At 59.5% G+C, this 20899-nt stretch carries 21 protein-coding genes; 7 read left to right on the top strand and 14 right to left on the bottom strand.

The genetic code is table 11. The features are described from left to right. Positions 1-118 precede the first annotated feature (118 nt). On the top strand, positions 119-1024 hold the full coding sequence (locus WFO70_RS17990) for a DMT family transporter (RefSeq protein ID WP_337018058.1): 906 nt from the start codon (positions 119-121) through the stop codon (positions 1022-1024). Between the two features lie 48 nt (positions 1025-1072). On the opposite strand, the gene nepI is transcribed toward WFO70_RS17990, so the two are convergent. The 3 genes from nepI to WFO70_RS17975 form a co-directional block, all read right to left on the bottom strand. Beyond that, on the bottom strand, positions 1073-2263 hold the full coding sequence (gene nepI, locus WFO70_RS17985) for a purine ribonucleoside efflux pump NepI (protein ID WP_337018056.1): 1191 nt from the start codon (positions 2261-2263) through the stop codon (positions 1073-1075). Between the two features lie 166 nt (positions 2264-2429). Beyond that, positions 2430-2939: an SRPBCC domain-containing protein gene (locus WFO70_RS17980; protein WP_337018055.1), complete on the bottom strand. Its 510-nt coding sequence runs from the start codon at positions 2937-2939 to the stop codon at positions 2430-2432. Positions 2940-3123: 184 nt separating this feature from the next. Then, entirely contained in the window at positions 3124-3576 is a 453-nt protein-coding gene (locus WFO70_RS17975; protein ID WP_337018054.1) for a DUF1198 domain-containing protein, read from the bottom strand. A gap of 100 nt (positions 3577-3676) precedes the next feature. Here WFO70_RS17975 and WFO70_RS17970 point away from each other — a divergent pair, with 100 nt between their 5' ends. After that, positions 3677-4579: a LysR family transcriptional regulator gene (locus tag WFO70_RS17970; protein WP_337018052.1), complete on the top strand. Its 903-nt coding sequence runs from the start codon at positions 3677-3679 to the stop codon at positions 4577-4579. On the opposite strand, the gene WFO70_RS17965 is transcribed toward WFO70_RS17970, so the two are convergent. The 8 genes from WFO70_RS17965 to rbsK form a co-directional block, all read right to left on the bottom strand. After that, on the bottom strand, positions 4567-5571 hold the full coding sequence (locus WFO70_RS17965; protein WP_337018050.1) for an alpha/beta fold hydrolase: 1005 nt from the start codon (positions 5569-5571) through the stop codon (positions 4567-4569). The genes WFO70_RS17970 and WFO70_RS17965 overlap by 13 nt on opposite strands. 163 nt (positions 5572-5734) lie before the next feature. Beyond that, the gene (gene uhpT / locus WFO70_RS17960) at positions 5735-7126 is read right to left on the bottom strand and encodes a hexose-6-phosphate:phosphate antiporter (protein WP_337018048.1); all 1392 of its coding nucleotides are present in this window, start codon (positions 7124-7126) and stop codon (positions 5735-5737) included. A gap of 132 nt (positions 7127-7258) precedes the next feature. After that, the gene (locus WFO70_RS17955) at positions 7259-8578 is read right to left on the bottom strand and encodes an MFS transporter (RefSeq protein ID WP_337018046.1); all 1320 of its coding nucleotides are present in this window, start codon (positions 8576-8578) and stop codon (positions 7259-7261) included. Beyond that, positions 8571-10076: a signal transduction histidine-protein kinase/phosphatase UhpB gene (gene uhpB, locus WFO70_RS17950; protein ID WP_337018044.1), complete on the bottom strand. Its 1506-nt coding sequence runs from the start codon at positions 10074-10076 to the stop codon at positions 8571-8573. The genes WFO70_RS17955 and uhpB overlap by 8 nt, the downstream gene beginning before the upstream one ends. Further along, positions 10073-10666: a transcriptional regulator UhpA gene (gene uhpA / locus WFO70_RS17945; protein WP_337018042.1), complete on the bottom strand. Its 594-nt coding sequence runs from the start codon at positions 10664-10666 to the stop codon at positions 10073-10075. The genes uhpB and uhpA overlap by 4 nt, the downstream gene beginning before the upstream one ends. 161 nt (positions 10667-10827) lie before the next feature. Then, complete coding sequence (locus tag WFO70_RS17940) at positions 10828-11838, bottom strand: aldose 1-epimerase family protein (protein ID WP_337018040.1); 1011 nt, start codon at positions 11836-11838, stop codon at positions 10828-10830. Positions 11839-11849: 11 nt separating this feature from the next. After that, positions 11850-13166 (bottom strand): L-fucose:H+ symporter permease, encoded by a 1317-nt coding sequence (gene fucP / locus WFO70_RS17935; RefSeq protein ID WP_337018038.1) that lies wholly within the window; start codon positions 13164-13166, stop codon positions 11850-11852. A gap of 29 nt (positions 13167-13195) precedes the next feature. Continuing rightward, positions 13196-14116, bottom strand: a complete 921-nt coding sequence (gene rbsK, locus WFO70_RS17930) for a ribokinase (protein WP_337018036.1) — start codon at positions 14114-14116, stop codon at positions 13196-13198. Positions 14117-14438: 322 nt separating this feature from the next. On the opposite strand from rbsK, the gene WFO70_RS17925 reads away from it, so the two are divergent. Next, on the top strand, positions 14439-15230 hold the full coding sequence (locus tag WFO70_RS17925) for a DeoR family transcriptional regulator (protein ID WP_337018035.1): 792 nt from the start codon (positions 14439-14441) through the stop codon (positions 15228-15230). A gap of 1 nt (position 15231) precedes the next feature. On the opposite strand, the gene ilvN is transcribed toward WFO70_RS17925, so the two are convergent. From ilvN to ivbL, 3 genes are all read right to left on the bottom strand, one after another. Beyond that, a complete protein-coding gene (gene ilvN, locus WFO70_RS17920; protein WP_039032259.1) occupies positions 15232-15519 on the bottom strand; it encodes an acetolactate synthase small subunit in 288 nt (95 codons plus the stop codon). 3 nt (positions 15520-15522) lie between these two features. Then, the gene (gene ilvB / locus WFO70_RS17915; RefSeq protein WP_337018033.1) at positions 15523-17211 is read right to left on the bottom strand and encodes an acetolactate synthase large subunit; all 1689 of its coding nucleotides are present in this window, start codon (positions 17209-17211) and stop codon (positions 15523-15525) included. Between the two features lie 102 nt (positions 17212-17313). Further along, positions 17314-17412, bottom strand: a complete 99-nt coding sequence (gene ivbL, locus WFO70_RS17910; RefSeq protein ID WP_337018032.1) for an ilvB operon leader peptide IvbL — start codon at positions 17410-17412, stop codon at positions 17314-17316. A 523-nt stretch (positions 17413-17935) separates the two neighbouring features. On the opposite strand from ivbL, the gene tisB reads away from it, so the two are divergent. From tisB to emrD, 4 genes are all read left to right on the top strand, one after another. Continuing rightward, a complete protein-coding gene (gene tisB, locus WFO70_RS17905) occupies positions 17936-18025 on the top strand; it encodes a type I toxin-antitoxin system toxin TisB (protein WP_039032257.1) in 90 nt (29 codons plus the stop codon). Between the two features lie 64 nt (positions 18026-18089). Next, positions 18090-18536, top strand: coding sequence for a GNAT family N-acetyltransferase (locus WFO70_RS17900; protein ID WP_337018031.1), 447 nt, complete (start codon positions 18090-18092; stop codon positions 18534-18536). 62 nt (positions 18537-18598) lie between these two features. Continuing rightward, positions 18599-19432, top strand: a complete 834-nt coding sequence (locus WFO70_RS17895; RefSeq protein WP_337018029.1) for an EamA family transporter — start codon at positions 18599-18601, stop codon at positions 19430-19432. A gap of 175 nt (positions 19433-19607) precedes the next feature. After that, positions 19608-20792, top strand: a complete 1185-nt coding sequence (gene emrD / locus WFO70_RS17890) for a multidrug efflux MFS transporter EmrD (RefSeq protein WP_337018027.1) — start codon at positions 19608-19610, stop codon at positions 20790-20792. The last annotated feature ends 107 nt before the right edge of the window (positions 20793-20899 follow it).

Genomic DNA, 20899 nt, shown 5'->3' with positions numbered 1-20899 from the left:
TTGCCGGGTGGCGCTGCGCTCACCCGGCCTACTAATTTTGTAGGCCCGTGCAAGCACAGCGCCGCCGGGCAAGGCTCCCATGTTATGCTAGAAAAAAATCGACATAGCAGGGGAGAACATGGGTTCCACACGTAAAGGGATGCTGAACGTCCTGATCGCCGCCATTTTATGGGGCAGCTCAGGGGTTTGCGCGCAGTACATCATGGAGAAAAGTCAGATCCCCTCGCCCTATCTGACCATGATCCGCCTGCTGTTTGCCGGCGTGATCCTGCTGACCCTCTCATTCGTCCACGGCGACAAGATTTTCTCGGTCATCAAAAATCGCAAAGATGCCCTCAGCCTGCTGATCTTCTCCCTGTTCGGGGCGCTGATCGTGCAGCTCACCTTCCTGGTGACGATTGAAAAATCCAACGCCGCCACCGCCACCGTGCTGCAGTTCCTCTCCCCGACCATTATCGTGGCGTGGTTCGCGCTGGCGCGTAAAAAGCGCCCGGGCATTTTCGTGCTGGCGGCGATCATGACCTCGCTGGTCGGCACCTTTTTACTGGTGACTCACGGCGATCCCACCTCGCTGACCATCTCCCCGGCCGCGCTCTGCTGGGGCATCGCCTCCGCCTTCGCTGCGGCGTTCTATACCACCTACCCCTCCACCCTGATTGCCCGCTACGGCACCCTGCCGATAGTCGGCTGGAGCATGCTGCTGGCCGGGTTAATGCTGACGCCGTTCTATGCCGGGCGCGGCACCGCCTTCGTGGTCGACGGCAGCCTGCTACTGGCGTTTTTCTACCTGGTGGTGATTGGCACGGCGGTGACGTTCAGCCTGTACCTGAAAGGCGCGCAGATGATTGGCGGACCAAAGGCGAGCATTCTGAGCTGCGCCGAGCCGCTGAGCAGCGCGTTACTGTCGGTGATGTTGCTGGGCGTGGCGTTCACCCTGCCGGACTGGCTGGGCACGCTGCTGATTGTGTCGTCGGTGGTGTTGATTTCGATGGACTCGAGAAGACGGGTTAAGGCATCGGCATAGCCTGATGCCCTCCCCCCAACCCTCTCCCACGGGAGAGGGAGAAAAGTACTACTTCGCCTTAACCTTCCCCGCCACCAGCAGCGCCGTCAGCAGCATTAGCGTGCCGGAAATCACCAGCGGTGACGTCAGTCCCAGATGGTCGAGCGCAACGCCGCCCACTGCCGCACCGCAGGTATTCGCCAGCTGGATCACCGCCACCTGAATCGACCCGGCTTTTTCGGCCTGGTCGGCCAGCGAGCGGGTGATCCACGTCGACCAGCCCACCGGGATCAGCGCAAAGGCAAAGCCCCAGATAATGGCAATCGCCGAGGCCACCCACTTGTCGCTACCCCACAGGATCAGCACCGCGGCGCTGATGGCCAGCACCAGCGGAGCCCCCGCCAGAGCCACTTTCAGGGAGCGTTTCAGGAACTGCGCCGACAGCGAGGTGCCGACAAAGCTGGCGATACCAAAGCTCAGCAGCACCAGCGTCAGGCCGTCAACGTCAAACCCGGCCATGGTCATAAACACCGGGCGGATATAGGTAAAGAAGGCAAACTGTCCGGCAAAAGACATAAAGATGGCAATCATCCCCGCCAGCACGCCGGGGCGTTTCAGCAGGCTGAACATGTTCTGTTTATGATGCGCGGCTTCGCCCGGCAGCGACGGTAGCGCTTTCCAGACCCACAGGATGCATAGCAGCCCCATCACCGCGGCACCGTTGAAAACATTACGCCAGCCGATAATCCCCCCGAGGAAGCTGCCCAGCGGCGCGGCAATCACCAGCGCGATGGAGACCGCGCCGAAGATAACGGAGAGCGCTTTCGGCACGGTACGCGCCGGCACCAGCCGCATGGTGAGCGAGGCCGACATCGCCCAGAATCCACCGAGCCCCAGCCCGAGGCAGGCGCGTCCCAGCAGCAGCAACATAAAGTTATCGGCAAAGGAGACCAGCAGGCAGGAGAGGGTCAGCAGGACAGAGAAGAGGATCACCACCTTACGGCGATCGGTAGTGCCAATCGCCTGGGTAATAAACAGGCTGGCAAACATGGCGACAAAGGCGGTAACGGTGACCGACTGCCCCGCCACCCCTTCAGAAATGCCCAGATCCTGCGCCATCGGCGTCAGCAGGCTGACCGGCAAAAACTCCACGGTAATCAGGCAGGCGACGCAAAACGCCACGGAAAAAACCGCCGACCAGTTCGGGCGGGAGACCGCTTTAGCATGGGGCGAAGGGGCGGATTGGATCTGTTCTGTCATGGCATCACCTGGGGAGAAAACGAGCGGGAAAGCCGTGCAGTTTAACAGTTAAAGTGTGATCTATTTAACGTTTCGACAACTTTTGGCACTTTTTGCCGGGCGGCGCTGCGCTTGCACCGGCCTACGGGGGCTGCAGGCCCGGTAAGCGCAGCGCCACCGGGGGATGTTAGCCACGTGCCGCCTTCGCCAGCCCGACAATCCACTCCTGATGCCCGTTGATCATCGGGTTTGGTACGGTGCGCGCCAGTTCCTGCGCCGGAACGCCTTTCTGCGACTCCTGGGTCAGGATGCGTACCCGGTTGCCAGGCAGGTCTTCAAACAGCCAGGCGTGAATCACGTCCAGTCGGGTGTCAGCCTCCCCCTCCACCCAGCCGTGCCAGGCGATACGCGCGGCCTGCCCCGCCATCGGCGGCACATACTCGGTAACCCGGGCTTCTACCGGAAAGCCGAAGGTGGTGAAGCGAAAACGGGCGTTGGCGCTGAGCAGCGGGCCGCTGTCGTCATGAAAGCGAATGTCGTCGGCATTGCTGTAGTACGTCGGCCACAGGCGGGTATCGTTCAGTTGGTCCCAGACGGCCTGCGCGGTCAGCCCGGCGACGATGATTTCGTTGGATGCAAAGTTATCTGTGGTGCCTGGCAGAAATTCCTGCGGCCAGACAATGGCGGATTGATTCATGGTTCACCTCATCATGTTGTTGATGAGATGATGGTGCGCCGCGTAGTGGTATAAATCTAATGATGATGTTTTATAATCCTCATCACGAGGCGTGATATCAGTGTGGTTTTTTGCCGGGCGGCGCTGCGCTTGCACCGGCCTACGGGTTTTGTAGCCCCGGTAAGCGAAGCGCCACCGGGGGATATCAGTGCAGGAAGAAGACCCCCTCTTCCGGCAGGAAGAGCTGGTTATAGCGCAGCTGGAAAGCATTCAGCTCGTACGGATCGGGCTCCATATCGCGCATAAAGCCGAGCGCCAGGCGGATCTGGGCATCGGTGATCGGCGCGGCGAGACGCGCCTTGCGCAGCAGGCGATACCAGCTCATCAGGTTGTTTTCACTGCTGTCGACAATGCAGACCTGCCAGATCAGCAGCACCTGGGCGGCATTTTGCAGGTGCGCCTCGTCCGGGCGTTCAAGGTAACGGATAAACTCATTGCCAGCGCTTTTGCCAAACTGGTCGATCATCGATTCCAGCGGCACAGGGGTGATCCCCAAACGTTCGCTGAGACGACGGATGGCGCGTCGGGAGCCCGACGTCATGACGCGAAAGCCCACCACAAACACCACGGCAAGCGTAGCCAGCATTATCCAGACCATGAATTCTCCTTACGGTTTGTCGAGCATAATATCGGGAAACGCAGCGCGTCGACAGCGGACAACGTCGTATTAATGCACTGAAAACAGGTGGTAGTGAATAATGAAAACGGATATCCGCACGCTGGATCTGAATCTTTTAAAAACCCTGGATGCGCTGCTGGATGAGCGCAGTGTCACGCGAGCAGCATCGCGCTTATCCCTGACCCAGCCTGCGGTCAGCGGCATGCTCAACCGCCTGCGCGATTATTTTGACGATCCGCTGTTTATCCGCGCCCCGCACGGCATGGTGCCGACCACCCGCGCAGAAACGCTGGCCGCCCCGGTAAAACGCATTCTGGCGGATATCGACGTGCTGCTACAGCCCACCGAATTCGATCCCCTGAGCGCCAGCCTGACCTTTACCGTCGCCGCCACCGACTACGCCCTGCGGGCGGTGATGGTGCCCTTTATTGCCGCCCTCAAAACCCGGGCACCCGCCATCCGTGTGCGGGTGGTACCCGTGGAATCCGACCGTCTGGTCAGCCAGCTTGAGCGGGGAAGCGTTGACGCGGCGCTCATCACTCCGCACACCACGCCAGATGAGCTTCACAGCCGTGCGCTTTATGATGAACGGTACGTCTGCATGATGCGCGCCAACCATCCGGAAGCCGGAAAACCGCTGACGATAGACCGATTTTGCGCCCTGGAGCATGTGCTGGTCTCTTACGAGGGCGCCGGTTTTCGCGGCGTAACGGATGGCGCGCTGGAGAAGATTGGTCGAATGCGGCACGTGGGACTCTCGGTGAGCCACTTTTTGGTCCTGCCGGACGTGCTGGCTCTCAGCGATATGATTGCCGTCGTGCCGTCACGTATAGCGGAAAACCAGACGGGGATGTTTGTCTGCGAGACACCGGTTCCCGTGCCCGGCTTTACCAAAAGCATGGCCTGGCACGGCAGAACGCACCGCAACCCCGCGCAGGCGTGGCTGCGCGGGTTGCTGCTGGAGACGAGTCAGCGCGCCTGAAGCCCTTTCAGCAGCGCCTCGTGGAAGCGTGCAGGATCCTGCATCTGCGGCGCGTGGCCCATGTCGCTAAATTCCACCAGCGTCGCGTGCGGAATGCGCTTCGCCGTCTCTTTGCCCAGCACCGCGTAGTTACCGAGCTGCTTACGCACCTCCGGCGGAGCGAGGTCTTTCCCGATGGCAGTGTTGTCCTTCGTACCGATCATCAATAATACCGGCATCTTTAACTCACTAAATTCATAGATAACCGGCTGGGTGTAGATCATGTCGTAGAGCAGCGCCGAGTTCCAGGCGACACGCTCTTTGCCCGGCCCGTTATTCAGCCCGGCGAGCATGGTGACCCAGCGCTCATACTCCGGCTTCCACTCCCCGGCATAGTAGGTATTTTTCTCGTACTGGCGAATGCCGTCAGCGCTGGTTTTCAGCTCGCGCTGATACCACTGATCGACCGTAATATGCGGCACACCGCGCGCTTTCCAGTCCTCCAGACCAATCGGATTGACCATCACCAGCTGTTCCACCGCCTGCGGCCACATCAGCGCGTAGCGGGTCGCCAGCATGCCGCCGGTCGAATGCCCGATAACCGTCACGCGATCGACGCCCAACGTTTTCAGCAGCGCATGAGTATTGTCCGCCAGCTGCTGGAAGCTGTACTGATACCGCTCCGGCTTGGTAGATTTACAGAAGCCAATCTGGTCAGGAGCGATCACCCGATAACCGCTGGCGGTAAGCGCTCGGATAGTGCCCTCCCAGGTACCGGCGCAGAAGTTTTTGCCGTGCATCAGCACCACCGTGCGGCCGTTGGCTTTTTCCGGCTTCACGTCGAGATACGCCATATCCAGCGACTGATTTTGCGAGGTGAAGGTGAAGTGTTTCACCGGCCAGGCGTAGTCAAACCCTTCCAGCTTTTCGCCGTAGGTGGGGGTATCCGCCGCCATCGCGGGTGAGGCCAGCGCCATCAGCAGCGCAAGGCAGGACAATCGTCGGGTCAACATGCAAGCTCTCCGTTAGCAAAAAGGGCTAAGGCTGCGCGAAAGGCGGCAGCGAAATAAAACTGTAGAGCATAGGGCGGAGTGGATGTGTAAAGCGGGGTAAGGTAATCGGGGTGGGAATGTAAAAAAGCCCGGCATCATGCCGGGCAAAAAGTTACCTGCACACTCAGGCTGCTTTCAAACGTTGCACGCGTTTTTCGCGGCGGATCTTGCGTTCTTCCAGCACCGCGACCATCGCCATCAGGACGATACAGCCGATGGCTGCCGCATCCAGCGCGGCGAAGGTGCCTGCCCAGCCGGTGAGGCCGAAAATCGGCGTGCCGTCGGCGATCATCCCCAGACCCAGTTTGGCGAAGCTGTCGCCGATCAGGTAGGCGAAGGTGCCCTTAATCCCATCGGCGGCGCCGATCGCTTTTTTCGGCACGAAGCCCACTGCCGCCACGCCGATCAGTAATTGCGGACCAAACACCAGGAAGCCGAGCGCGAACAGGGACGCCAGATAAACGTACTGGTTGCTGGCATGCTGGTACACGCCGAGGGTGGCGATAATCAGCGCCAGCGCGACGCAGGCTACCAGCGCGCGACGACCGTTGGCGAGATCCGAGAGCCAGCCCCACAGCAGCGTGCCGACCAGCGCGCCCACTTCGAACAGGGTGAAGCCCTGAATCGCCACCTCTTTAGAGAGTTTCAGCTCCTGGAAGGCATACACGGTCGACCACTGGTCGATACCGATGCGCACCACGTAGAGGAAGATGTTCGAGAAGCAGAGCAGCCAGATCACTTTGTTTTTCAGCACGTACTCAACAAAGATCTGCCATTTGGTCATCTCGTTCTCTTCGGTCTCTTTGTCCTCTTCGCTGATCTCCTCGTCAAACAGCTCTTCGGCTTTCCCCAGACCGTAAGATTCCGGGGAGTCGCTGCCGAAGCGCAGGCCGATAAAGCCGACGATCAGGGCGATAATCGACGGGAAGATAAACATGCCGATCACGTGACCGTCAAACAGGTAGTTCGCGCCGAACAGCGCCACGCCTGCCGCACCCGCTCCGCCGAGGTTGTGGGAGATGTTCCACATGCCGAGGTAGGAACCCCGCTTGCGGCGCGGGGTCCATTTGGTGATGGTGGAGTAACTACACGACCCGCCGGTACTCTGGAAGAAACCGCTCAGGGCGTAGAAGGCGATCATCAGGAACAGGCTAACGGAACCCGCGCCCATGCTGGCGCTGAAGCCGAGCATACAGATAGCGGAGAGGATCAGCATAAACGGCAGGAACTGCTTGGTGTTTTTGCCGTCCGCGTAGTAGGAAACGACCGTTTTCCCCACGCCGTAGGTGATGGAGAAGCCCAGGCCAATCATCCCCAGCTGCGTCATGCTCAGCCCGTAGGTGGAGATCATGTCGTTCTGCGCGATGTTAAAGTTTTTGCGGATCAGGTACATGGTCAGGTAGCCGATAAAGACCACCAGATAAGACTGCATGAAGGGTTTGAACCACATTTTGCGCCGCACATCGAGCGGCAGATCCAGGGTCGGCTTGCGCACCTGGTTTAAGAAGGCCAGCATGACTGAGTTACTCCTGAGCTGATTTTTGCCGCATTGTAAAAATCAGCCGGGAGAGACGCCTGAGACAGCGTCCAGGCGGAACCGGGAAAATTTCTTAGTTTTGCGCCATTCGGGGCGAAAAGGTGAGGCGCATCACGCTTCGCTCACCTCACGCGGGGCCTGCGCACTGAGGAACGGCAGCAGCAGCAGGGCCGAAATCCCCGCCGCGATGGCGATCACTGCGAAGAACCCGCTCCAGTGCCAGACGTCTATCACCCGCGCCAGCGGCCAGCCGGAGAGCGACGCACCGAGGTAGGCAAACAGCCCGACAAAGCCCGTCGCCGCGCCGGCCGCCTCTTTGTGGGAACACTCCGCCGCCGCCATGCCGATCAGCATCTGCGGGCCAAAGACGAAGAAGCCGATGGTGAAGAAGCACGCCGCCTGCATCACGTAGCTGGCAAACGGCATCAGCCACAGCGAGCCGACGGAGAGCAAAATCCCGGCGGCGAAAATCAGGTTCATCGGCCCGCGGTTGCCGTTGAACAGCTTATCCGAGCCCCAGCCCGCCACCAGCGCGCCGATAAACCCGCCCAGCTCGAACATCGTCACCGCCGAGTTGGCGGTCACCAGGTCCACGCCGAGCGTCTCGGACATGTACAGGTTGCCCCAGTCGTTGATCGCCGCACGCACCACGTAGACCAGCACGTAGCAGAGCGACAGTAGCCAGATGTAGGGGTTTTTCAGCACGTACTTAGTGAGGATCTCCCTGCGGGTCAGCCCCGCGCCTTCCTGCTGCTGGGCAATCTCCATCTCGTCGTGCCGCCAGTCACCCACCGCCGGCAGGCCAACGGTTTGCGGCCTGTCGCGCAGGCGCCAGCAGAGGAACAGCCCGGCGACAATCGCGAGGCCACCGGCAATCATCATCCCCGCGCGCCAGCCGTAGTGCAGCGCCGCCGCGCCCACCACCATCGGGATCAGCGCCCCGCCGACGTTATGCGCGGTGTTCCAGACGGCCCACCAGCCGCCGCGCTCGTTGCGCGAGTACCACGCGGTGAGCAGACGGGCGCAGACCGGCGCGCCCCAGCCCTGGAAAAAGGCGTTCAGCGCCCACAGCAGGGCAAAGGCCCATAGCGAGGTGGAGAAACCAAACAGGATGTTCACCACGCCGGTGGCGATCAGCCCGACGCCCATAAAATAGCGCGCGTTGGAGCGGTCGCTGACGATGCCGGAGAAGAACTTCGACAGGCCGTAGGTGATGTAAAACAGCGTCGCCAGCAGGCCAATATCGGTGCGCGTCATCACGCCGCTGGCGAGGATCTCCGGCGCGGCGGCGTTGAAGCTTTTGCGGGTGAAGTAGAACAGCGCGTAGCCGAGCCAGATGGTGATCAGGATATGCCGACGCCAGTAGCGGTAGCGGGCGTCGATTTCCGCTTTATCGGTTATCGGCGCGGCATTGGCGGGGGTTTTAAACATGGTGGCTCCTTAGCGGCAGGCTGACGCTGACGCGCGTCCCGTGGGTGCAGGAGATATTCAGCGTGCCGCCCAGCGCCTTCACGCGCTCGCGCATGCCCGCCAGGCCAAAGCCCTGTTGGCCGGAGCCCGGCGGCAGGCCGCAGCCGTCGTCCTCAATCACCAGCATCAGGCGCTCGTCCTGCTGCCAGCCCTGGATCGTGACCGCGCTGGCACTGGCGTGTTTGACGATATTGTTCAGCCCCTCCTGACAGACGCGGAACAGCGTCACGCGCTGACCTTCGCTCAGGGTAGCTTCATTGATGCGCCAGTCGAGATGGCTGACTATCCCGCGGCTTTCCAGCTCCATCTCGCGCATCAGGGAGCGTACAGCCTGCTCCAGCGTCAGGTCATCGAGCTGGCGCGGGCGCAGCCGTCCCAGCAGGCGGCGAACGGAGTCATACACCCCCAGCGAAAGCTGTTCGATATGCGCCCCGCCCTGCTTCACGCCCGCGTTTTCTGCCGCCAGGCGCTGGACAATACCCGCCTGGGTGCGAATGGCGGTGATGGTCTGGCCGATATCGTCGTGCAGCTCGCGGGCGACCTCCTGCCGCACGCTCTCTTCCGTCTCCAGCAGGCGCTCCGCCAGACGCCGGTTGCGCGCCAGTTCGGTCTGCAGGGACTGGTTCAGCTCGCGCAGGCGCTGAATGCCCGCGCCGAGCAGCAGCCCGGTCAGGCTCTGGGCCAGCAGGGAAAGCAGTAAATCCACAGGATGGTCGTGCCAGGTCTGGCTGGCAATCAGCGCGATGGCGTTCATCAGCGTGGCGATCAGCGCCCCCTGCCAGCCGTAGTGCCAGGCCAGGGCGATAATCGGCAGCGCCAGGCAAAACGGCGTGAAGCGTGACAGCTCGGCGGGCAGGCCAAGCTGTAGCCACAGGCTCACCACAAACAGCAGCAGATACCAGATGAGGTGCCGGGCGCGCCAGTTCACCGGTTGAGATACCAGCGCCGGGCCGAGCGGCTGCCAGACGGTGCTGGTGAGGTAATGCCAGATGACGAGGCAGGTCGGGGCCAGGGTCAGGCCGCCGGTCAGGGTCAGCAGCAGGGCGTTAAGCATCTCCTTCTCGCCAATCCACGGCAGGGACTGTAGCAATGCCGCCGCAATCAGCCCCGCCCCCTGACGCAGCAGGGTGCGCCAGTCGCGCTGGTGACGATAGCGGGAAATCAGCGCAACCGGGAGGAGCGTGAGCACGCTTCCGGTCATCAATAAGGGAAGGTGCGCGAGGGCGACTTCCTGCGCCAGCCAGACCAGCATCAGCCACTCTGCGCCCAGCAAAACGGGCCAGTAGCCGCGCGGGCATTGCAGCATCAGCCCCAGACGCAGGCCGAAGGGAAACAGCAGTACCGCCAGCTCCGGGCGCTCCACCAGATGCAGGCTGATGCTCCACAGGCAGAACCAGGCGGCGGAGAAGATAAAGAAGCTGGCAACGACGGCGATCAGCCGCGAAAAGACGGGACTCATTGCCAGCTGTCAAACATGCGGCGCGCCAGCTCGACGTCGTTGCTGACGTTGAGTTTTTCCATCAGGTTGGCGCGATGAACGTGTACGGTTTTCGGGGACAGATCCAGCTCCGCGGCAATCTCTTTTACCGACATCCCCTGCGCAAGTTTTTCCGCAACCTGACGCTCGCGCTTTGTGAGCGGATCCTGGCGTCCGGCCGCCAGCTTGATGGCGATATCCGGCGTTAAATAGCAGCCGCCGGTGGAGACCGTACGCACCGCGGCGATCAGTTCGTCGGGGCTACAGCGTTTAGAGAGGAACCCGCGCGCGCCCGCGTTAAGCGCCTGCTCGACCAGCGCCGGGCTGTCGTGGACCGAGAGCATGATGGTCGCCATCCCTTTCGGCAGCTGGCTTAACAGCTCAAGCCCCGAGAGATCCGGCATCGAGATATCGCAGATACAGACCTGCACTCCGCGACCCGGCAGGCCCGCCAGCGCCTCGCGACCGGAACCAAACTCGGCCACGACCTGAAAGTCAGGTTCAAGGCTCAAAAGCTGGGCAAATCCGGAGCGGACGATAAGGTGGTCGTCGATGAGAGCGATGGTGGTCATGGTGGGATCCTGATGCGTGAACGCGCCGGATGGCGGCGTAAACGCCTTATCCGGCCTACGGGTAAAGTCCTTGTAGGCCGGCTAAGCGCAGCGCCATCCGGCAAAGCCGCTTACCTTAGCGATAAGCGCGTTGCTGTTCAAGCTATGAACGATTTACACCGTCAGAGGATGCCGGTGGTCACCGTAAAACGTCGCGTTTGCGCCGGGGCCAGCATAATCAGGCTGTCGCTGCGCTGCGCCGCCAGGAACCCTTCCGGGCGGCAGGTGGCCGGGAGGGCGAAGGCTGCCACCTGCTGATCGCCGTTGTAGAGGATCCAGCGGGTGGCGTAGTTCAGCTCGGCGCTGGCGAAGCGGGTCACAAAGGTGACGCCATCGGGGGCGATCATCCGGAATTCCGGGTTATCCGTGTAGCGATCGAGCCGGTCGGTGAAGAAGACAATCTCCGGATCGTAGAATTGCGGTTCAGAGAGGGTCGTCAGGGTCGCTTCGCCCTGCTGGATACGCTGGTTGAACGCCAGCCACTGTTCGGTCGGCTTCACGTGGGCCGGGATCGACTCGCGCAGCTGAATAGCCTCATCCGGCACGTTCTGGCTGAAAGTCGCCCCCTCAACCCAGGCATAGTTCATGTGGCACATGTACTGGAGCGGCATCGGCACCGTCGCCAGATTGGTCACCGACATGACGATATCAAACAGGGCGCTGTCTTTACGCAGCGTCACCGCCGGCTGGGCCTGATAATGATGACCGAATCCCATCACATATTCATAGCGCCCGGTCACCGTCAGGCTGTCACCGTCCAGCACCAGCCAGGCCTCATCCATTGGCGCGCTGGGCATTTCGCCGTGCAGCGGGTGGGTATCTTCCGGCGACGGACAGCCGTTTGCCAGCAGGCCGGAGTGGAAGGCGAAGCAGCCATAGGTTTCGACCACCTCTTTTGCCGCTTTTGGCTGGCTGAACATATTGCGCATCGTCAGATCGCGGCCATCAAACTCCGCATCCCAAATCATCTGCCCCAGCCAGGGGAGGATCACCAGGTGACCGCGGCTGTTTTGCACCCGCAGTCCCTCCACGCCGCTGGCGTAGCGAAACGCCGTCACCGTGAAGTCATCGTTTTGCAGCAGGGTGCGCGGCTGTTCGGTAAAGAGCGCGCGCCACAGGGGAAGTTGCGTCATGGTGATCCTCCTCAGGAAGCGGTGGCTTCGGTCAGCTCGCGGCGCACTTTGCTCTCACGCCAGAAGTAGATGCCCACGTAGACAAAGCACAGCATCGAGACCAGGAACGAGGCCTGCAGGGAGTGGAACAGATCCGCGACATAGCCCTGCACCGCAGGCACCACCGCCGCGCCGACAATCGCCATCACGATAACCGCCCCGGCCATTTCAGTATGCTCGTTGTCCACGGTATCGAGGGTGCCTGCGTAGATGGTGGCCCAGCACGGCCCGAACAGAATGCTCACCAGCACCGCGACGTAGACCGCGCTAAAGCTCGGGGCCAGCGCCACGTAGGCGAGGAACAGCGCGCCGATCGCCGAATACAGAATAAGCACCTTCGCCGGGTTGAAGCGGGTCATCAGAATGTTGGCGACAAACTTGCCGATAAAGAAGCAGGCAAAGCTGTAGACCATAAAGTTGGAGGCGTCGCGTTCGTTGATGTCCCCCAGCTCCAGCGCCAGACGGATGGTGAACGACCACACCGCAACCTGCATGCCCACATAGAGGAACTGGGCCACGATACCGCGACGGAAGCGGGCGTTAGTTGCCAGATAGCGCAGGGTATCCATCGCCGACGGGCGTTTGTGCGTTGCGGTTTGCGCCACTTTACAGGTCGGGAAGCGGGTCAGCAGGAACAGCACCATCACCACGACCAGCACCATAATCATGTACTTGTAGGGCTCGAGGGTGTTCTCCAGCATCAGGATCTTAAAGTTGTGGATCTGCTCGGCGTTCATGCCCGCCATCTGTTTTTCCAGGCTGTCACCTTCGGAGAAGACCAGATATTTACCCAGCAGGATGCCCGCCGCCGCGCCAATCGGGTAGAAGGTCTGGCTGACGTTCAGACGCAGGGTGGCGTAGGCTTTCGGGCCAATCATTGAGCTGTAGGTATTCGCCGCGGTCTCAAGGAAGCTCAGGCCGATGGCGATAGCAAAAATCGCCGCCAGGAACATGGTGTAGGTTGCCATGTGCGAGGCGGGGAAAAAGAGCGTGCAGCCGACAATATAGAGCGTTAATCCAATTAAGATCGCCACTTTATAGCTGGTATTTTTAATCACCAGCGAGGCCGGAATAGCAATAAGGAAATAGCCGCCGTAAAACGCGCTTTGCACCAGCGCCGAGGCAAAATTACTGAGTGCAAAGACACTTTTAAACTGCGTAATTAAAATATCATTTAAAGCAGCAGCGCATCCCCATAACGGGAATAAGCAGGATAACAAAATAAACTGGAACAGAGGGGTTTTATTCAGATAGCCGTCAGGCATCTGAATGATGTTTTTATCGTTCATAGTGCTACCTTTTATTTCGCAGGGTTTTATTATTCGTTCAATGCCAGATACTCATTGAATTGTTCAATGCTGGGGTAAGACGACTGGGTGCCTTTCCCGGTGACGCTAAAAGCGGCAAAGAGGGAGGCTTTTTTCATGGCGGCTTCAACATCGCCGCTCTGGACGTAGTAATGGGCGAAGCAGCCGATAAAGGCATCCCCGGCCCCGCTGGTATCGACGGCATTGACCTTAAATGCCGGGACCTTAACTTCCCGATCGCGGGTCATCCATAGCGCGCCTTTTTCACCCATGGTGACAATAATATTGTTCAGCCCTTTATCCACCAGCGAGCGGGCGGCAAGGCAGATATTTTCGTAGGTATTCACCGGCATCCCGGTCAGTATTTCCAGCTCGGTTTCATTCGGCACGAAGAAATCACATTTACAGGCATAGGACATATCTAATTCACGTAATGCCGGGGCCGGATTTAATAGCACCTGAATACCGTGTTTTTTACCAAACTCGATGGCGTGATAAACCGTCTCCAGCTGCACTTCGAGTTGCAGCACAATAAGCTGGCACTTTTTCAGATCGTCTGCCGCGCGGTCGATATCTTCCGGCGAGAGGAATTTATTGGCCCCCTTCACAATCAGAATGCTGTTGCTGGAGTTGGCGTTCACAAAGATCGGCGCCACGCCGCTGCTGGTGCAGGGCACTTTTTCCACATAGGTGGTATTGATGCCCCAGGACTCCAGATTGCGGATGGTGTTATCGGCAAAAATGTCGTCACCGACCTTGGTCAGCATCATCACCTTCGAATTGAGCTTGGCTGCCGCCACCGCCTGATTCGCCCCTTTGCCGCCGCAGCCGATTTTAAACGCTGGCGCTTCGAGGGTTTCGCCCTCCTTCGGCATCTGATTAATGTAGGTGATGAGATCCACCATGTTGGAGCCGATAACCGCGATATCCATGTTTACTACCTCTCTGAAACAATCACATAACAATGATATTATCGTAACATTATCATGTTATTTCCGTATCATTTGTGACTGCGATCGCGATTAGCGGATCCGCCAGGCTGATTAATGTTTGAGCGACACAGGGCGTGAAAAGTGTGATGCAACGACGCAATTTGAAAATAAAACGATAAATTACAGTGCATTGAAGGTTGCACACAGATGGAGAAGTGGCTTTTCTTTCCTGCCGGGCGGCAGTATAGTATGTCGCATCAAAAATGTTCCTGATGCATCATTAATGTGATTTCAGGAACATCAAAAAGTGCGGAGAGGGTGAATGGAGACGAAGCAAAAAGAACGAATCCGGCGTCTGGTGGAGCTGTTAAAGAAGACCGACCGCATTCACCTGAAAGAGGCCGCCCGGATGCTTGAGGTCTCCGTCATGACCATCCGCCGCGATCTCAGCCCGGATAACCATGACGTCGTGCTCCCCCTGACGCTGCTGGGCGGCTACATCGTGATGGTCAACAAACCGGCCACCGCGCCCGCGGCACCCGTGGTACGCAGCCAGACGCACCACCCCGACGATCTGCCCATCGCCATTCTGGCGGCCGGGATGGTAGCGGAGAACGATCTGGTCTTTTTCGATAACGGGCCGGAAATGCCGCTGGTGATTAGCATGATCCCCGACGACATAACCTTTACCGGCATCTGCTATTCCCATCGCGTGTTTATGGCGCTGAATGAAAAGCCCAACGCCACCGCCATTCTGTGCGGCGGCACCTACCGGGCAAAAAGCGATGCATTTTACGACACCAGCAATCCGTCGGTACTGGACTCCCTGAACCCGCGTAAGGTGTTTATCTCCGCCAGCGGCGTGCATGAGCACTATGGCGTGACCTGGTTTAACCTCGACGACCTGGCCACCAAGCGCAAGGCCATTCAGCACGGCATCCGCAAGATCCTGCTGGCCCGCTACGCCCTGTTTGATGAAGTGGCCCCCGCCAGCATCGGGCCGCTATCGGCTTTTGATGTGCTGATCAGCGACCGCCCGCTTCCGGCAGACTATCCGGCCCACTGCCGGAACGGCTTTGTGAAGATAATCACCCCGGACGCCGCCGGGGAGTAAGTTACTCGAAGAACACCGCAATTTTGTTAAACATGGTGGGATCGGACTGGTTACGCACCACTTTCACCACGTCCTCCAGCTTGTCGATCTGCGCCATCATCTGCTCAAGGCGCTGATCGTCATTCACCAGCAGCCAGATACGGCTGTGCTCGCTACCCTGAATCGGCAGACAGAGAATGCCCTCCACGTTGAACGCCCGGCGGGCAAAGAGCCCGCAGACATGGGTCATGACCCCAGGATGGTTGCGGACGGTCAGCTCCAGGATGACGTTATCATTTTGTTTTTGCATGGCTTATTCCCCCACCATTTCAGTATTGGCCGCACCGGGTGGGACCATCGGATAGACTTTTTGTTGTGGATCGATACGGACGTGGATCAGCGCCGGGCCCGGGCGTGAGATCGCCGCCTGCAGCGCCGCGTGGGCATCCTCTTCGGCATTCAGATCGCAGGTGTGCAGACCAAAACCGGCAGCAATCTGCATAAAGTTAATCATTCCCGGATAGGTGGCAGCAAAGACGCCCTGCTTGTAGAACAGGCTCTGCTGCTGATGCACCAGGCCCAGCGCCTCGTTGTTCATCAGGATGATTTTCACGTCTAACTGGTTTTCGGCCGCGGTGGCCATCTCCTGAATGTTCATCATCAGGCTGCCGTCGCCGGAGAAGCAGATCACCTTGCGGTCCGGGTTCGCCAGCGCCGCGCCCACGGCCGCAGGCAGGCCAAAGCCCATGGTTCCCAGCCCGCCGGAGGTCAGCCACTGGCGCGGACGGTTCAGCGGGTAGGCCTGGGCAGTCCACATCTGGTGCTGGCCCACGTCGGTGGTGATGATGGCGCTGTCGTCCACGCAGGCAGCCACGGCGTTAATCAGCCCGTAATGGCTGAGCGGATCGCCTTCAGTCGGGATGGCACCCGGGAACTCCTGCTGCAAACCGGATACCTGCTGATGCCACGCGCTACGCGGGGTGGCGTCGATGTGCGGCAGCAGCTGCGCCAGCACCTCGTTGACGTCGCCCTGGATCGCCACGTGCGGCTGTTTGATTTTGCCCAGCTCCGCGCGGTCGATATCCACGTGAATGATTTTGGCATTCGGGCAGAACTGCTCGGTTTTGCCAATCGCCCGGTCATCAAAACGCGCCCCGAGAACAATCAGCAGATCCGCCTCCTGCAGAATAAAGTTGGTGCTGCGCGCGCCGTGCATCCCGAGCATCCCCAGCGACAGCGGGTGTGCTTTTGGCAGCATACCCAGCGCCATCAGGGTCATGGTGGTCGGCAGGCTGGCTTTCTCGGCCAGGGCGCGCACCGCGTCAGGCGCGTCGATCACTCCGCCGCCCAGATAGAGCACCGGGCGCTGTGCGGCGTTGATCATTGCCGCCGCCTCGCGCACGCTCTCAACGCTGAAGGCTGGCGATGGCGCGCGGGTGCCGGGCTCCGGCAGCACGTCGATCTCAATTTCAGCGGTCTGCACATCCTTAGGAATGTCTATCCACACCGGGCCCGGACGGCCGGACTGGGCGATACGGAACGCATCGCTGATAACCTGCGGTAATTCGCTGATATCGCGCACTAAATAGTTGTGCTTGGTGATGGGGATAGAGATGCCGTAGGTGTCCACTTCCTGAAACGCATCGGTGCCGATCATCGAGGCAGGCACCTGGCCGGTAATGCAGACTAACGGGATTGAGTCGAGACGCGCGTCGGCGATGGCGGTCACCAGGTTGGTGGCACCCGGCCCGCTACAGGCCATACAGACCGCCGGTTTGCCCTGAGTACGCGCCATGCCCTGGGCGATAAAGCCTGCGCCCTGCTCGTGACGCGCCAGCACGTGGCGGATCTGCGTGCTCTGGCTTAAGGCGTCATACAGCGGGAGTACCGTCCCGCCAGGAATACCCGCTACCGTGGTAATGCCCTGACGTTCCAGCAGATGAACGATTAACTGCGCGCCTGTGAAACGCGTCTTGTGTGATGTTGTGCCCGAACTTGCCATGCTCCAGTCCTTTTCTTCTGGGCCGACTTTCCGGGGGGCTTTTAACGAAAAACCCCGCCGGTTTGCGCCGGCGGGGTTTGGAATCGTGTGTTGATTCAGTCCCTACGGCGCATTGCCGACGACCACCACCACACGCACGACGACCACTGCGGCTGGTTGCGCAGTTTTTAGTAGGGTCGAGGTCAGCATGGAAGCGTTCATTAGGAACCTGTCTCTGGAATCATTGAGTGGATTTATACAAGCACAGGTTTACAGGCGTGACAACGGAATTATTTTCATCTGCCTGAAAATGCGCCAGGGATCACGTTTCGCTTGTCGGGTGATGAAAACAAAAAACCCCGCCGGAGCGAGGTTTTTTTACAGCGTTTGCGGCTGGTGACCGCAGAGCACACTGTGTTACATCAACGCACGAAGTATACGCGATCGCACGGGAACGCGCAATTTACGGCACGGATTTTGACGCCTTTGAGTATGGCTCCCGCTTCACGTTTTGTCCATAAATTACTGTTCATATATACAGTATTTATCTATACTGGGTGTGTTCACAGGGTGTGAGGGGAGCCGCTCGTAGTACACCGGCGCAACGAAGTCCTGGCTGAAACGGGTGGTGCCGTCAGCGCCTCCACTCCCCACCTGAGCACACTGTGTTACATCAACAAAGGTGCTGGTTACAGGCGGCGGAAAGGTACGCCAGCACCGTGCTCCTTAACCAGAGGAGACGCGTATGAGCGTAGTGGATATGGTTGTACTTATCCTCAAACTCATTGTTGCAGCACTGCAACTGCTTGATGCTGTCCTGAAATACGTTAAGTGATTCAGGTTCAAGCCGCACCTGAGAGGGGCGGGAAACCGCCCCTCTTTAATAACGAGGGAATGCTATGTTGCGTTTATTAATTGAGCCTGTCACGCCGGACGAACCGGGGTATATCGCGCTCAAAACCGAGAGCACTGCGCTCAATTTTAATATGTTGCGTCGGCTGGAAGAGAACTGGGAGCGAGGTGAAAACCGTTTTAACGCCCCGGGAGAAAAGCTGCTGGGTGCCTTTCTGAACGGCAAACTGGTGGGGATTTGCGGGCTAAACCGCGATCCGTTCAGCCAGCAGCCGCGGGCCGGTCGCATTCGTCATCTCTATATCAGCGAAAGCTGTCGTGGGCTGGGTATCGGCGGGCAGCTGCTCGCCGTGGTGATGGCCGATGCCAGCGTCTGGTTCGATTTTCTCAATACCCATGCGCCCCACACCGCCTGGGCATTCTACCAGCGGGCTGGCTTTACGCTGGTCGCGGATGAACCGCGCGTCACCCATCGCCTTTTTTGTGCGGTTTAAGCAGCTGGCAGCATCCGGCGGTGAATGTTACATTCTTGTGACAATACATTGTCAGACACGCCATGACCCTTACCGTTTTCTGCATTCTGCTGTTCGCCGCGCTGCTGCATGCCAGCTGGAACGCCATCGTTAAAGCCGGAACGGACAAGCTCTACTCCGCCATTAGCGTGAGCGGTTCCGCAACCCTTATCGCCCTGGTGTTACTCCCGTTCTCACCGCAACCCTCGGCGGCAAGCTGGCCATTTTTGATGGTCTCCTGCGCCTTACAGGTGGTGTATACCGTTCTGGTCGCGAAGACCTATCAGGTCTCGGATATGAGTCAGACCTACCCGCTGATGCGCGGCACCGCACCGCTGCTGGTGGCGCTGATCGGCACGCTGTTGCTCGGCGATCATCTCTCGTGGCTCGCCTGGTCCGGCATCGGCGTGATCTGCCTGTCGATACTGATCATGGCGCTGAACGGACGCATGCAGTCGCGCAAAGGGATCTGGCTGGCGCTGCTGAATGCCTGTTTTATCGCGGGCTATACGCTGGTGGATGGCACCGGCGTGCGGCTGTCGGAAACCGCGCTGGGCTATACGCTGTGGACCTTCTTTATGAATGGTTTTTGCCTGCTCGTCTGGGCGATGGTGGCGCGTCGCCGTGAAGCCTCTGGCTACCTGCGCCTGCACTGGAAAAAAGGTCTGCTCGGTGGCATCGGTACAATGGGTTCTTACGGTCTGGCACTCTGGGCGATGACCCAGGCGCCGCTGGCTGTTGTCGCGGCGCTGCGTGAAACCTCGATACTCTTTGGGGCGCTTATTGCCTTTGTGCTTTTAAAAGAGAAGGTTATGGGTCTGCGTATCGCGGCGGCGCTGGGTATTGCAGGGGGTGCTATTCTGCTGCGCCTGGCCTGAATCGCTGGCAATATTAGTTGCCGATCTTGTTTACAAATCCTGCCTTTTTCCGCTTATCCATTCATCACCGCAATACTCAACTTGCCCTCTCACTGTGGTAGATTCCTCGCGCATTTATGGGAATGCGCAGTCACTTACTCTTTATTTATCACTTTTGGCAAAATTATTCAGCGACATGAAAAGACAGCGGAACGTTAATTTACTCTTGATGTTGATATTGCTGGTCGCCGTCGGTCAGATGGCGCAAACCATCTATATCCCGGCCATTGCGGACATGGCGAAGGCACTCCACGTTCGTGAAGGCGCGGTGCAGAGCGTGATGGGCGCGTACCTGCTGACCTACGGCGTCTCGCAGCTGTTCTACGGCCCGCTCTCGGATCGCGTTGGCCGTCGCCCGGTGATCCTGGTCGGGATGACAATTTTTATGATCGCCACGGTGATTGCCATGACGACCCACAGCCTGAGCGTGCTGATTGCCGCCAGCGCGTTGCAGGGCGTCGGCACCGGCGTCGGCGGGGTGATGGCGCGCACGTTGCCACGCGATATGTATCAGGGCACCCAGCTGCGCCATGCCAACAGCCTGCTGAACATGGGCATTCTGGTCAGCCCGCTGCTGGCCCCGCTGATTGGCGGCATGCTGGATACCCTATGGTCCTGGCGGGCCTGCTACGGCTTCCTGCTGGTGCTGTGCATCATTGTCACCTTCAGCATGGCGCGCTGGATGCCGGAAACCCGGCCTGCCGAAGCGCCGCGCACTAAACTTATCACCAGCTACAAAATCCTCTTCGGCAACGGGGCCTTCAACTGCTACGTGCTGATGCTGGTGGGCGGCCTGGCGGGCATCGCAGTTTTCGAAGCCAGTTCGGGCGTGCTGTTAGGTGCCGGGCTGGGCCTCAGCAGCATGGTGGTCAGTATTCTGTTTATCCTGCCGATCCCGGCGGCGTTTTTCGGCGCCTGGTTTGCCGGACGCGCCAATAAACGCTTCACCACCCTGATGTGGCAGTCGGTAGTGAGCTGCCTGCTGGCAGGGCTGATGATGTGGATCCCGGGGCTGTTCGGAGTGATGAACGTCTGGACCCTGCTGATCCCGGCGGCGCTGTTCTTCTTTGGCGCGGGGATGCTGTTCCCGCTGGCGACCAGCGGCGCGATGGAGCCCTTCCCGTTCCTCGCCGGCACCGCCGGGGCGCTGGTGGGCGGTCTGCAGAATATCGGCTCCGGCGCACTGGCCTGGCTCTCGGCGATGATGCCGCAAAACGGACAGGCGAGCCTCGGGCTGCTGATGACCTTAATGGGGTTGCTGATTGTCCTCTGCTGGCTGCCGCTGGCCTCCCGCGCCTCGCATCACGAGCAGGCGGTGTAATCATATGATGGCCCGATCTGTCTTGCCGGGCTCTCTCCAGCGAACTTCTTTTAGCTTATAGTTAAATTGAGTAGTAGAATTTACGCCTCGTCGAGAAATGACGATTA

This window comes from Leclercia sp. AS011 (assembly GCF_037152535.1).
Taxonomy (GTDB): Bacteria; Pseudomonadota; Gammaproteobacteria; order Enterobacterales; family Enterobacteriaceae; genus Enterobacter.
The sequence above is the reverse complement of the archived record's forward strand: the minus strand, read 5'-3'. Positions and strand labels throughout refer to the sequence as shown.